At 34.0% G+C, this 14575-nt stretch carries 8 protein-coding genes and 3 pseudogenes; 2 read left to right on the top strand and 9 right to left on the bottom strand.

Going from position 1 to position 14575, the window contains the following annotated elements:
• Window positions 1-336: 336 nt before the first annotated feature.
• Window positions 337-546: pseudogene (locus N5B56_RS13520) on the top strand (helix-turn-helix domain-containing protein); the annotation flags it as partial.
• A gap of 344 nt (window positions 547-890) precedes the next feature.
• On the opposite strand, the gene N5B56_RS05955 reads toward N5B56_RS13520, so the two are convergent.
• From N5B56_RS05955 to N5B56_RS05920, 8 genes and pseudogenes are all read right to left on the bottom strand, one after another.
• A complete protein-coding gene (locus N5B56_RS05955; RefSeq protein WP_260978571.1) occupies window positions 891-1637 on the bottom strand; it encodes a tyrosine-type recombinase/integrase in 747 nt (248 codons plus the stop codon).
• Window positions 1638-1658: 21 nt separating this feature from the next.
• Window positions 1659-2123 (bottom strand): tyrosine-type recombinase/integrase, encoded by a 465-nt coding sequence (locus N5B56_RS05950; protein ID WP_260978569.1) that lies wholly within the window; start codon window positions 2121-2123, stop codon window positions 1659-1661.
• Window positions 2124-2228: 105 nt separating this feature from the next.
• Window positions 2229-2426 (bottom strand): hypothetical protein, encoded by a 198-nt coding sequence (locus tag N5B56_RS05945; RefSeq protein ID WP_260978568.1) that lies wholly within the window; start codon window positions 2424-2426, stop codon window positions 2229-2231.
• Complete coding sequence (locus N5B56_RS05940) at window positions 2380-2760, bottom strand: helix-turn-helix domain-containing protein (protein ID WP_260978567.1); 381 nt, start codon at window positions 2758-2760, stop codon at window positions 2380-2382. The genes N5B56_RS05945 and N5B56_RS05940 overlap by 47 nt, the downstream gene beginning before the upstream one ends.
• Before the next feature lie 579 nt (window positions 2761-3339).
• Window positions 3340-4245 (bottom strand): Abi family protein, encoded by a 906-nt coding sequence (locus N5B56_RS05935; RefSeq protein ID WP_260978566.1) that lies wholly within the window; start codon window positions 4243-4245, stop codon window positions 3340-3342.
• Window positions 4246-5359: 1114 nt separating this feature from the next.
• Window positions 5360-6994 (bottom strand): annotated as a pseudogene (locus N5B56_RS05930) (type I restriction enzyme endonuclease domain-containing protein); the annotation flags it as partial.
• 60 nt (window positions 6995-7054) lie between these two features.
• Window positions 7055-7501, bottom strand: a complete 447-nt coding sequence (locus N5B56_RS05925) for a hypothetical protein (protein WP_260978565.1) — start codon at window positions 7499-7501, stop codon at window positions 7055-7057.
• A 178-nt stretch (window positions 7502-7679) separates the two neighbouring features.
• On the bottom strand, window positions 7680-8132 hold the full coding sequence (locus tag N5B56_RS05920; protein ID WP_260978564.1) for a GNAT family N-acetyltransferase: 453 nt from the start codon (window positions 8130-8132) through the stop codon (window positions 7680-7682).
• Between the two features lie 1310 nt (window positions 8133-9442).
• On the opposite strand from N5B56_RS05920, the pseudogene N5B56_RS05915 reads away from it, so the two are divergent.
• Window positions 9443-10579 (top strand): annotated as a pseudogene (locus N5B56_RS05915) (IS110 family RNA-guided transposase); the annotation flags it as partial.
• Between the two features lie 204 nt (window positions 10580-10783).
• Here N5B56_RS05915 and N5B56_RS05910 read toward each other — a convergent pair.
• Window positions 10784-14308 carry a M64 family metallopeptidase gene (locus N5B56_RS05910; protein ID WP_260978563.1) on the bottom strand — a complete coding sequence of 1175 codons (3525 nt, stop codon included), beginning with the start codon at window positions 14306-14308 and terminating at the stop codon, window positions 10784-10786.
• Window positions 14309-14575 lie beyond the last annotated feature (267 nt).

The raw sequence follows: 14575 nt of genomic DNA, 5'->3' as shown, positions 1-14575 counted from the left end.
AATTTTATTTACACGATTATATTTATCACCTAAAAAACTTTTTAATAAAAACATACTATACCTCCATTTTAGATAAATAATATTTCGATAAAAGCAATAGATAATCATCTATTATCCATTATACTACATCACTCACCCAATTTCATCAAACCTTTTCTTATTTTTCACTTTCCTAAAATAAAATTTTAAAATCCACTCTCCCACCGTACAGTGGATTTTACTTTTACATAAACGGAATTTACTCTTTCACACCATTTTCCTCTATTATATTGCTTATTCCCTCTTCTTTTTGTATTCTTTTTCTATGCCTTCTGATGACGGTGAAAGGAGTTCCTTATGTCAAACCTTATTCCCGGAAATCAAAAACATTTAACTTTACAAGACCGTAAATTTATTGAAGACTCTTTAAATGAAAATCTTTCGTTCAAAGAGATTGCTAAATATCTTTGCAAAGATCCTACTACCATTTCAAAAGAGATACGCCTTCATCGTGTGGATGATATCAACCCCAAACGGATATTTAATAATCCACACAACTTCTGCACTGTGTCAAAAATCTTTTTACCCCCACTCTTGACAAAGAGCCGCAAAAAACCCTTTAAACATAGTAACTTACCTACGCTTAAAGGGTTTTCTCTTATCTTATTATTCTACCTAGAATTATTTCATCTGTTTTGCAACCTTAGTTGTAGGTTGTTTTTATAATCTGATAAGTTATGATATCTTTTAACAAATAATCTTGTTAAACAATCTATATTAACACACTTTATTTTGTCATATAGAACATATTAATTTTTTTCATAAACCAAAATTAATATTATTTTTTCAAATTTATTTTTTTATTGTACTTCTTAATTATAACATATTATTAATGTTTTTGGTTCGCTTTTTTAATTTTGGTTTACTAATTCTTTCGCATTTACATCTAATGTAAACTTTGCCAACTCCGATTCTTTCATCTCTCCCATAACTTCTGTATATATGTCAATGGTTGTTGAATACGTTGCATGCCCCATTACAGACTGTACAACTTTTGGATTAATTCCAGCTTCAAAGCATCTGGTGCAAAATGTTCGTCTCAATGCATGTGGACTTACCGGTTCCATATATTCCGGAGATTTGTTTTCCTTCACTGCCCTTGAACCTTCTTCAAGGTTATACGCCTTAACAGACTTATTGATAACCTTTTGAGCATTATGCCTTATCATTGGACTTCCCATTGAAGTGGTAAATACTAAATCTGTAAATTCTCCTTCACCGCTTCGATATCTGTCTCCCAAATTTTCCTTTGTCTGGTCCTGCTGTTTTTTCTGAACAAGCAACTGCTCCTCCACATCACCCATAAAAGGAATATCCCTTACTGAATTCTGTGTCTTTGTTGGTGACATTCTCATTACTTTCTCTCCATATTCATAATTGCAAGTTAATGCTCTTTGAACATGAATTACTTTATTTTTGAAATCAATGTCACCCCATCTTAATCCTCCTACCTCCGAAACTCGAAGTCCCGTCTGAAGCATAATTTTTATCATCGGATAAAAATAAGATTGATTTGTTCTTACTGACTCTAAGAAATCATTCTGCTCCTTAACAGTTAAAAATCTTCTTTTACTTGTAGTTCGTTTCCATGGTACTATAATGTCAAAGCAAGGATTTTCCTATATGTATCTGTTATTCTTGGCCGATTCCAAACACTCCCTGACACGTCCAAGAGCTTCCCTAAGTGTAGATGGTGCTTTTCCTTCATCACTTAACTCTTTTAAGGTTTTCTGTATGTGAATGTTTCTAATATCCGCCAAATACATGTCACCAATCTTTTTTCCAAAAGTGGACTTATATTTGTTTCTCATTGGATAAATCGAATTCCTGCATATGCATGGTTCCTTATACGTGGTAAACCACTTGTCAAACCATTCATCCAGTGTAATCCTTACACCTTCCAGATATGGATTATCCATACACTTTATCTTAAATTCAAACTCCAGCATTACTTCCGTCAGATTTTTTCCTGACACTCTTATTGTTCTTCCATGAATCATCTTTCTGGCTTCATATGTGCCACCAGCTAATCTTCTCACATACTTTGGAAGTTCTTCTGTAGTTTTCTTTACTGTCTTACTCATATCTTTTAATCCTCCTAAAAAGATGAGTCGATATTCGTAAAACAATTTCACAAGAAAATTATAGCAAACTTCGCATATCGACTCAATCAAAATATTATTTACTTTTTACCTTTTTGCCTCTTTAATAAGCCACTCATCTAACAGCTTTTTCACAACATAACTTCGATTTCCAATATGTATTACAAAATCGTGTTCATGCTTCTTTAAAAAAGCTCTTGCATTTGTTTTTCCAATACGCAAATATGAGCAAACCTCATCAAGATTCATTACTGCAGACTGCTCTTCGTTTTGCATGTCTGTCATTGTTTCCACCTCCTGCAAATACATCTAAACTGTCTATTACAGAAATAAATGTTCTTATTAACTGTTCACTTGTTTCCACTGGCAATGATTTTAACTTGTCTATCATTACCACCATTCTCTGTGAGCTAATTCCAAGAATTGTATTTGGATCGGTATTATATAAATCTGCGAATTTACAAAGCATTTCCACTGTAAGGTTTCTGCTACCTCTTTCCAGCTGCATTATGTGTGATTCGCTTTTATCAACAATGTCACTGACCTCTCCTGCTGATAATTTATTTTCTATTCTTAGCTGTCTTAAATTAACTCCTGTTTCAATTTTGTCATATTTCATCTTGCTACCTTCTTTTTAATAATATTTATTATAAATGGTAACTTACATCTACATAGTCATCACGTCTGAATGTCTATGGGCTTTGTGATTATCACAACCGAGAAACGCCTTATCAAAACTCTTACCCGATAGTTGTTTCTTTTTATCTGACCGTCGCCAGTATAAATCTGCCTCGCTATAATACTACTCTAACCACAAAGCCTGCATTAATCACGGCGCAGTGCAGATTAAAAACCAAATATATGGTAGAAACTTTTTCTATGCATTTGTAAGTTAAGCCTTGGGTTGGTACCTCAATGACTATGCACTTATTTTAAGATTTTTGTGAGGGTAATTAAATCGAGGATAATACGAAAAGAGGTATGAAAATAGTACGAACAAACTAACTACTTCTGATTGTTTATTAAATAATGTATATACTTTAAATTTTTTAGTAGCAACACTTTAATAATATCTTTTTAACGAGTCCACCATAATTGATTATTTTTTGTGAATACCAAATCTGATATAAACTTTTCAAAAGGAATTATAATTTACATTAAAAAAGACAGATTTTTTAATCTGTCTTATAAATAAATATTATTTTACTAATTGTACATACCAATCTTGTGGAAAACCTATATGCTTTAACGATATATCATGCTCATATTCTTCCACAATTGAGTTTAATTCAACCAAAAATGAATTATTCCACTCATCTTTGTCTGGATACAGCAACTTTAAAACCAATATTTGTGAAAATAATTTTCTATTTCCAGATAATTCCATTTTCTTTGGTATTTTAGGCAATGCTGGAAAAGACCAATAATATAATCTTGAATAATGAGCACATCTGTTTCTTAACTCCGTAATACATCTTAACCAACTTTTTAAACATGACACAGAGGTTTCATATAACGCTTTTGCTATATGCTTCTGATCTACTGATAGCATATCAGCATAAAAGTACGATAACATTCCCATTGAAAAGAACTCAACTATAACCCATATAGGAAACTTTCCGTTATATTTTTCATTATGATGTTTAACAACCAATGTTCTCTTATTTTCTTCAATACATACCTGAATCAAATTCTTAAATTTTTCATCGTTATGCTTTTCATTATATATGTCTGCATTCATATAGCCTAAAGCACCATGGTTATGTCCACTGTAATAAGCTAACTGCGTTCTCAAATATAATTCAATTTTTTCTATACAATTAAATAATACGCCTCTTAATCTGCTATCAAATTCGTAAATTCTTTTAATTCTCTGAAAATTTATATCCGAAAAGTATTTTCCATCTCTTTTTCTAAATGGAAGAAAATAAGCCGCTACACGATAATAATTTGCCTGTTTTAGAAATTCAATACATGACTCTTCATCGTCTATTATAAAACCTTTTTCTTTAATAATTTTCATCTGTTCATCAAATGTTTTCGGTGACTTAATCAACTGATTATCATTTTCCATATTCTCTAATTTTTCTTCAATTGTATCCACAATTATTTCTCCCTAAAATAAAATGTCTCCCCATGGGACACATCACTTACGTGAGAGGTGTGGGGAGTCCTGTTGATATTATAATATGCTATTTAAAGGAAAATATCAACCATTTTTTCAATTCTTTTACTAATACTTCAGCAATATAATACCTTCTGTTTCCACAAATCTGTATTTATAATATCTTTTAAATTAAAAATTTTAAAAAAGCCCTAATTAAAAATCTACTTTCCTTATCAACATTTTAATCAAGGTTAATATTAACAACACGCATACCAATGAGTCTATTTGTATCCATCTTCTAACCTCTTTCTTAAGAATAAAGTCATAAGCTTATATATCATCTGAAAAATCAGAAGCTAGTTTCACTTTACTATCAACAGCATATCCCTTTTTATCTATAGAGAAATCTTTAAATATCCTATAATTCCTCTACCAATTCTATCCATGTAGAATACCTTTTTATTACATTTTTTCGTTGTAGTACATCCAAAACAGCGTTTATATTATTTTCGTTTAAAATACATTTTCCCTCATCAGCATATTTACACAAATACTTATCTTCATTACATACACCTAGGTTTTTCTTAATTTCATCTATCAAATTATTAATCAAAATTATTTTACTCTTTTTATTCATTTTTTTAATGTATGCATATATACATATTTCTTCCGGTTCTAACTCAAATTTCAAAGTGTTCATAAATTTCAACACATCCGAAACTACTCCTAAAGGTGTAAATTTATTTGCAAGTAAAAGAAGCAATTCTAACGTTTTCTTTTTTATGTTGACACAATAGTAACTAGTTTCTTCAGGAATCATATAGTTCAAATAATAAGCACTATTTCTTTCACCCCCAAAAGAAACTACTTTCTTAAAATATTTGTCATCAACACAATTATTGTATTGATTGAGTACTGAAAAAATTTTATTTGCATCATTTTGTGAAAAGCCATGCTTCTGTATTTCATAAATTATTTCATTCTCACTTAATTTATCTGCATAACTGGCACTATCTTCTGCAACTAATAATCCTTCTGTAGCATTGTCTGTATCATATTTTTTTACTTTCTTAGTCTTTTCGTTTTGCTCATTTTCTCTTTCCATATCATTATTATCGGCCCATAATTCACACTGAGTCATAACCGTCTGAACAGTATCATCCATACCTTCCGGTGGATATTTATGTTTCTTAAGCAGACGTTTAATCATCATTCTCATTTTTGCACTTGCTGAATCCCTTTTTTGCCAATCGATTGTTCTGTTTTTTCGTAATGTATTCGCTAATTCTTTTGTAATAGCAATCAACTCTTCATTTTCATAAAAATCTTTGATGGCTTGTGGTTTAGTCAACGCGTCATAAAATGCTAATTCATCTGCTGTTAAGCCTAACTTCTCCCGTTCTTTACTTGCTGATGTAATCTGTTTAGCAAGATTAAGAAGTTCTTCAATTACCTGCTCATTTGTAAGCATTCCGTTGAGATACCTATTCATAACATTCTGTATAATCTCGCTAAATTTTTCAGATTTAACTACATTTGTTCTTCTGTATACATATACCTGTTCTGCTATGAGTTTCTTTAACAATTCTACTGCAAGATTTTTTTCCTTCATTTTAGATATTTCTTCTAGGAATTTAGGATCAAAAAGTGAAAAGTTTTGAGATACATCTGAAAACAAATTAATTACTCCGTCACTTTTTATGCTTGCTTTTAATAATTCATTTATTCTTGCATTCATTTCCGGAAGAGAAATCTTCTTACCCTGTCCCTGATTCATTAATCTTGTCACTAGTACTCTAACTGACTCAAAAAATGCTGCTTCAACACGTAACGACTCTTCTACCAGCGATGAACAAAGCGATAATGACTGCTTCAAGAGCAGTGCTTCTTTTAAAAACTCTGTTTTTTCTTCCTCTTTTCCTATATCCACTATAAAGTTTACACCACCGCTTATTGCTTTTGACCTTTCTAAATCTGTTCCTGTAATGAATTTAGAATAATCATATTTGTGGAAGAAATCCTGACATATAGATAACTTTTCCAAAAACTTAGGATATGCTACTTTTGCAACATCAGTGTCCCCATAATTCTTCTTGTCTCTAGTAGTATAATCATTCATTGCTTCCTTAAGAGCTGATGCAATACCTACGTAATCAACTACAAGTCCACCTTCTTTATCTTCAAAAACACGGTTACCCCTTGCTATTGCCTGCATAAGGTTATATCCTTTCATTGGTTTATAAACATACATAGTTGCCAATGAAAGCACATCAAATCCTGTTAACCACATATCAACTACTATTGCGATTTTGAATGGGTTATCGTTATCTTTAAATTTTTTTGCCATTTCTTCTTTGTGACGTTTATTGCCAATGATTTCTTTCCATTCTTCCGGATCTTTATTACTGTCAGTCATAATTACTCCTACTTTTTCATTCCAAGTAGGGCGTAGCTCTAATATTCTCTTATATATTTTCATTGCAATAGAACGTGAATATGCAACAATAATTGCTTTTCCTGTAAGAATATTTGCTCTGTTATTTTCATAATGATTCAAAATATCACAAACAAGAGAGTCTATGGTCTTGTCATTTCCAAGAATCGCTTCCATTTGTCCTAATTGCTTTTTACTTTTTTGTACAACTTCAGCATCTGCATTCATTGCCATAAGATCATATTCTTTGTCAATTAATTTAAGCGTTGTTTCGTCAAGTTTTAAATTAATAACTCTACTTTCATAATAAATTATCGGTAGTCCCCTTTCTATAATCATATTAATGTGTATCTATATCTTAATAATTTTTTATTATGACTGTCCCATCATAAATTTAACAACTTTTCCATTTTTAACTTTAAATATGCAACATGTAGCACTATCATCACCTGGTTGATAGTAAAATTTCAACAATCTCATTGCTTCTTTTTTTGAGATTTTCTTTTTTCCACCTGGAATCCCCCAGCCATCCATATATTTACACTTCTTCGATAATACAAATGTTCTCTTTCGCGATTTTATTGTTTTTCCTGTTGGCTCGCTTTTTCCATATTCAAAAGTTCCATATGTTATTATCTTATTGCCCTTTATTTCAAATTTTTTAATATAAATATTATAACCCTTAGATTTTTTTCCTCGTAATACTGTATAATAATAACCGCTCTTCTTAACTGTCTTTGCATTTACATCTCTTTCTGAAACCATAAACACAGAAATTACTAGTACTATGCTCAATATAAAACTTAATGTTCTCTTCATATGATTGCCTCCTTACCTATCAAACCTTTAGTTATTTGTTCATTAAACACAATCTAATTTTAAATTGTTATTTATCATTCTTTTTACTGACACTCCTGTTTTATAACATAAGTAAATACTTCCGGAATTTCATTGTTTTCTATAATCTCGTTTCCAAAATTTTCCGCCATAGACCATTCTATAATACTTTTCCCATCGATTTGTTTTCCACCAAGCTTTTTAACAATTCGAATTGACGCTGCATTTTTAGGCATAGCGTGCCACAAAACAGCATCAATTTTTTCTGTGACAGTAAGTATTCACACAATAACTTTGCAACCTCGTATCCATATCCGTTATTTCTATATTTGGATTCTATTGCTATATCAATACTTGGCATATCTTTTTCAAATTCATAATTAATGTAACCACAGCTTCTTTTGTCATTACTATTTTTAATAGCAAATCTGACTATTCTGTCTGAATCTGTCCTAATCATTCCACTCATTGTTCTCCAAAGTTCTTCAGACGTGGAAAACAGTTCTGCAAAATTGAATGCAATTTTGAATACTTTTAAATACTCATCTCGATTTTCGCTGTTTAATGAACACAGTTCCACATTATCTCCTACTATGCAATTATCATTCTGCACAACATCCCTCCTTTTATTATTTTTTATTTTCTAAAATTTTTATTCCCGATTTCTATTGAATGTCATATATTCACTTCAATTTTGTTCTTCCACTCACATTTATTATATCATGATATAAACCTAAAAAAACAAGATTATTTTTCACTAACCTAGTGTTTTATTTATTTTTCTAGTATTCTCTATACTTTTCTATTTTAGCCAAATTCTTTTAAACCAATATGTACCACACAATTATATTTTCTTCTATATGGTACACATATCCAGCTTGCTATCACTCAACTTACCCACTTTTGTACCATATATGGTTATTTTCATATATATGGTACAGATTTCTTCTTATTTAAGCCAGACAAAATCTCTATCTGTACCATATAAGAAAATTTCATCTACTATGGTACAAATATCCTCTTCTTTAATTAATTTCTCGCACCAGTGGTGCGAGTCTTATATTTTTATCTTTTAAATAGTACAATATTTTTTATTTAGACATTAATTCGTACATCCTAATTTTTGAACTGCTATAAAATATTTTATTAATAGAACGTTGTTCTCTTATTCGCATACATTTTTATTTCATTATTTTAATATTTAATAAATATTTCATAGCAATCTAATTTAGTTATTAACAAAGAATTAAGCAAACTCTTCTTTTAAAGTTGGTCCATTTTATCTGGACTAACTTTGGACCAAATTCGGTCCAACTTTTGTGATTAGTTATGATATTATGCGATAAGTTGTGTATTCTCATTGGACAAGAAAATTTTTATTTAAGTACCTGATTAATAATCGCCAAGCCCCTCTAACAAATAAAGGGAGAGGTTCTCATTTATGCTCTGTTTCACTCTTATGGTGGAACAACTAAAATGCTTTCACTTTTCATAAGACACCTCCATTTTTGCAATAAAAAATGCCCTATTGAAAAACAGTCAGTTCTTAAACTACTGTTCTCAATAAGGCATTTATTTATTTTTGATTTAAAGTTTTAAGGCCTGTTGCTCTCAAACTTTATGGTTATATTTTACTATTGCGGTGTGTCGATGTCGAATTCTATCGTGGATGGGATTTAGGATAATAAACCATATTGTGGTTTAAATTATTTGGTTGATGTGCAAAAAGGAAAGGTTGGGACACGGGGTCCCAACCTATTTCTACTACAACTGACTTCTTAACCTATGCTATTTTTGGATTTTTTATAATTCTGCTCAACCACTTTTCGTGTATGGAAAGAAGTTCTTTATTGATAATTTTTATCCATTTATTCGTAAATCTCTATTCATCTTCCTCCTCGAATATCCAATATAATTGTGTGGCAGTTCAGTCAATGGCTTCTCGACAACGACTGCCTTGATGTCTGTATGGAATCCACAGGAAAATACCGGATTCCTGTCTTTAATATTCTGGAAGATGAAATCAATGTTGTCATTGCCAATCCCAAATGGGTAAAGGCTGTAAAAGGCAACAAAGATGATACCAAAGATTCTAAATGGATTGGAGACTTGTTCCGTCTTGGGCTTGTCAAAGGCAGTTATATTCCTTGCAAGGCAGTCCGTATTCTGAGTGAATACACCCGCTATCGTTACAAGCTCGTTTCCTGTCGTTCAAGTGAAAAGAATAGATATCAGAATGCTCTTACTGTTTGTAATGTTGCATTAGATTCTGTTGTTTCCGATATCTTTGTGAAGTCATCCACGTCCATTATTGACTATCTGCTTGATCAATCGGGGACATCCATTAACCACGAAGAAATCGCATCTAAACTTCTTAGAAACCTCAAATCCAAAGAAGATGCTGTTATAGAATCCGTCGAAGGATATCAGATAACTGATACCCAAAAATACCGTATGCGTCTTGTTCGCGCACACATGGATTATATCACAGCCGAAAACAATGATATTGATAAAATGATAGAAAATATGATTTCTTCTAATCCTGATTTTGAAAATGCTGTCCGGTTCCTCTGTACCATTCCGGGTGTCAAACGTGATAGTGCAATCACTATCATCTCCGAAATCGGTACGGATATGTCTCAGTTCTCGGGTTCCAAACGTTTATGTTGCTGGGCTGGTTTAACGCCTGGCAGCAATGAATCTGCTGGTAAGAAGAAATCTGTCTGGATTACGCGTGCTGGTGTCTACCTCAAGCCTGCATTAGTACAATGTGCTCATGCAGCCGTAAAATCTGACAAATCTCCTTACTACAAAAAGAAATATGAAGCTCTAGTTAAACGTCGTGGCAAGAAAAGAGCCATTATCGCTATTGCCCGTATGATTCTTACTGCCATCTACCAGATGCTGTCTACCGGTGAGGAGTGGAATCCGAGCAATCTTTATAAAATCGATATGCCTGTAGCTCTTGTTGAAAAACAAAAGGCAAAAGCTATCAGACAGGCAAAGAAGCTATTACAACGTGAAGGAACACTTCCACCTGATAAGCCATTAGCTTCTTAATCTATTTTTTTAACTCTATAACACTTCAAAAAAGTTGCCTGCCTTAGACAGCTTATTCAAGTGCGCCAATTTATGGCTTGTTTCTACTTTCTTTCACACTATCTCCCTCTTAATAAACTTATTAGAGGCTACCTTTTCGCAGAATACAAGACATACATGACATGTCCAACTCTTGAAAAGCTAGCCTCTTTAATTACTTTTTAATTATTTAATTTTAAGTTTCTTCTTAAACAACTTAATGGCTTTCTTATTTCCTTTAAGTTTAGTCTTCTTAGACTTAATATTTTTCTTTGCTTTCTTGCTAAATGCATTCTTCTTTACAGTCTTAAGTTTGTCACCTTTGAATGTAATCTTCTTAATCTTGTTATCTCCTATAAATGCCTTAGAACTTATTGTCTTAACTGCTTTTCCAATTACTACTGTTTCAAGTTTTGAGCAGTTCTTAAATGCATTTTTTCCGATAACAGTTACCTTGTTACCTATTGTAAGCTTCTCAAGGGCCTTGCAGCCGGCAAACGCATTGTTACCAATTGTTGTTACATTTAATCTATATCCCTTACAATCTGCTCTGTCCGGAATTGTAACTTTCTTTATTTTATTCTTTTTAGCAGCTACTACACCAATAACCTTTGATTGTCCTACTGTTGCAGTATCAATTGATGTAATCTGGTATATTAAATTTCCTGCCGTATATGTCATTCCAACGTATACGCCGTAGCTATTGGTATGGCTGCTGCCTGTTGCGGGGATCGTTGCGGTTTCAAGAACCTTCTTGCAGACGGTGCATTCCTTATGCTTAGCGCCTTCTGCGGTTTCGGTAGCTGCCGTGTCAATGATCCACTCGCTGGTGCTGTGAGCCGCTTCGTCCTTTTTGTCGTGGCAACGAGAACATTCATGCCAGTGGTTAGTATCATCAGACTTCCATTCTGTGCCTGCGGTATGTCCGGGAGCCGGAATCTTCACACTGGTTTTATCGGTAATTTCTACCGATCCTGTTGCATCTGCGAACCACTTGTCACAGCCATCGCAGGTGTAGTATGCGGAATTGCCCGCAGTAGTGCAGGTGGCAGCTTTCGCAGCAACCAAAGTCAGATTGTGAGTGTGTTCTTCGTTTTTATTTTTGTAATAATATGTAACAACCGTTCCGTCCGAAACAATAGGCTTATTCAAGCCGTCAACCTTTATAAATTCATAATCATAAAGTGTTTTTGCCGGTGTTAAATCAAGCTTTGTGCCGTATGGCACGGTAAATGTTCCGCCGGCAGTGTTTGGAATTTCAGAGCCGTCCTCAAATTTATACTGAATTGAAACGGTTGTGTAGCGCTGTGTTTCCGTATTGTCGTCTGCAAGCACATTTCCGTTTTCATCGAGCACCTGAAATGCCACGGTATCGCCGCTCTTAAGCTGTGCATCAGACGGAATTTGATAAATAAGCGAGCAACTCTTTAAGCCTGAATTAAAGTCGCTTTTGATGTGATCCAAAGCACCGAGCGGCCAGAAATTTGCCTTATCATTCCAAACAGGAATGTCAAAGGTTTGTACTGTTTGAAGCGGATTCCCCGATGAATCGGTCGCAACGCTTCCGTCGGAGTGCTTAATCCACATTTTGAATTTTAATTGTCGTGCATTTTTATCTGAAATGTTTTGAATAACAGTTCTAAGCTCGATTTTTTTACCGTTCATATTAGTATTAAATCTGCTTTTGCTGTTGCCGCTCAAAAGTCGGTCATTGCGATTATATGTGTAATTATAATATGAACTTGTTTCAAGGTCGGTAAAATCAGACGGCTTTGAATAAGCGCCCGTATATTCCTTAACCTCGGGAGTTGCAACATAAAGGTCTACATCCTTAACAAGCTGAGACATTCGCTTGAAGCCCTGCAAACGGCAAACCTCACAGAATTGATAGTTTGTGTCTCTCATTATGCACTCATAACTTGAAACAAGCATTTTTGAGCCGTAAGCATTGCGGCAAGTATATGTGTTTCTAAAACCTAAAAGCTGTCGCCATTTTATCTTTTCCGGGTCTTCAACCGAGGAAAGATTGAGTGATTTAAGTTCCTTATCGTCAAGCAAATATCCGTTACTGTATTCATCACCGAGACCGAGCAAACCGTGTCCAAACTCGTGTGCAAAAGTTTTTGACGCACGATAACTGTCTGATGGCGAAATGAAATAATGGAAGCCATATTCACGGTTATTATAAGCACCGCCGAAATCTGATTTTGTGTTTACAACCATAGCGAACTGAGCAATATAATCGTGAACATAATAATAAGGCTCATATTCCGAACCGGACGGAATTGTGTTTGGATCACACTTTTTTTTGATATGAGCATCGTGAATTTTCTCGATAAATTCAGGACCGATACATCTCTCAAAAATATGATTTTTCCACTGACTTCCGTGGAGATTATTAGAAATAACAGGCGAATTATATTTGTCGACTATAACATCAAAGAAGGTGCTTCCACCATTGTCAAAAGTCGATTCGGAAGCTGTGCAAAGAGCGTAAACATTGAATCTGTCGGCATAACTGCGATACGGTTCATATTTCATAGCGTCCTGCCAAAGTCGTTTGACATCATTGATGAATTTGCCCTGCTGACTTTTTGTGTATCCCTCGCCGCAAACGACAACAACCATATTTTCCGTGTCGCTGCGTGTTTTTTGGATGGTATAAACAGGGATGGTAGGATTAGAATATTTTCCGTCATTTGAATACCACGGGCCGAGGGTGAGCTGAATGCTTTGCTCGGTGCTGACATTCCAATCGGGATTTGCGTCCTCGGCAGGTTCCGAAATTGTATAATCATCCTCTTGCTTATTTGGAGCAGAGCCGATATAAGGACTGCTTTGTGAGCCGCTGCCGGAAGTTATAACAAAATATTCGGAATCGAGATAAAATGCAGGTCTTACGCCCAAATCGGAATACCACGGAGCATAACGACCGACCTGACCCGATGAACTGATATAACGCATATCGTGATTGCAATCGGTAACAGGAGTGCGAAGCCAATAAGGCCAAGCCATACCGTCATTATTATACGCAACATAATAACCTTTGAGATTTTTCCACACGGCATTAGCCTGCTTTACATCAAGAAGAAAAACCTTTTCGGTTGTAGTTTCAAAATATGAACTGTCGTAGTTTGCCACCGCTTCCGAAATATCGGTGTAGTATAACAAATCCGAATTTGCGTCTCCATCAACTATGCCCTTGTTGTATTCGGGATGAGAAACGAGAGAACGCTGGGTAACGGTTTTCATTGCCGCAATTTCAGATTTTGAAAAAGCGTTGAGAAAACCCGCTTTTTCGTTGTACGCTCCCACACCGCTTACATATCCGTCTTTCGGAGGGTTGCCACAAAGCCAATCGACTTTGCCTTCAGCTGCGGTCGAATTTAACCAAGAACGCATATTGCTGTCTTTCCAATAGTTAGAACCGTAATCATCACGCTTATAGCTTCTGCTGTGTGATTTTGAATTGCTGTTGTCATTTGTTTTGGCATCATATGCAAGGGTGTCAACAATTTTGTCTGCAAGCATAAGCGGTCCGTTATTGTCAATGCTTACACATCGCCAAAGAATTGAGGCATTGTTATACGCGCCCATTTTAACATAGTCGCCAACCTTAATATCGGGCTTTGATGCCGCCTGAATGGTCATCGGCAAAACGGAAATTGCCATGCACAATGCCAAGAATATTGCGGTTATTTTTTTCGTCATTAAGGAACCTCCTTTATAAGCTATATATTTGCTTTTATTATATTGTAAGGTGTTATATGGGTCAATGAAAATCCAATTAAATTTTTGTTAATTTTACAGCCGACACATTTAATATTACACGAAGAAGAAAATCTTATTAAATAGGTTCTATACTTTACTTGGGGGTAAGGTATAGTTCCTTTTTTATCTTTTGTGATATTTCTACAAAAAAGTAGGCATAGATAAAATAATCTCTTATAATAGAATCACCACAAAACCACAAAGGAG

Origin of the sequence: Eubacterium album (assembly GCF_025336545.1) — a bacterium.
Classification (GTDB): domain Bacteria; phylum Bacillota; class Clostridia; order Lachnospirales; family Lachnospiraceae; genus Eubacterium_U; species Eubacterium_U album.
The sequence above is the reverse complement of the archived record's forward strand: the minus strand, read 5'-3'. Positions and strand labels throughout refer to the sequence as shown.

Excerpts from the sequence above, each read along its gene's own strand:
- N5B56_RS05950 (WP_260978569.1), bottom strand. The coding sequence starts at position 2,123 with ATGAGTAAGACAGTAAAGAAAACTACAGAAGAACTTCCAAAGTATGTG.
- N5B56_RS05945 (WP_260978568.1), bottom strand. The coding sequence starts at position 2,426 with ATGACAGACATGCAAAACGAAGAGCAGTCTGCAGTAATGAATCTTGAT.
- N5B56_RS05940 (WP_260978567.1), bottom strand. The coding sequence starts at position 2,760 with ATGAAATATGACAAAATTGAAACAGGAGTTAATTTAAGACAGCTAAGA.
- N5B56_RS05925 (WP_260978565.1), bottom strand. The coding sequence starts at position 7,501 with ATGAAGAGAACATTAAGTTTTATATTGAGCATAGTACTAGTAATTTCT.
- N5B56_RS05910 (WP_260978563.1), bottom strand. The coding sequence starts at position 14,308 with ATGACGAAAAAAATAACCGCAATATTCTTGGCATTGTGCATGGCAATT.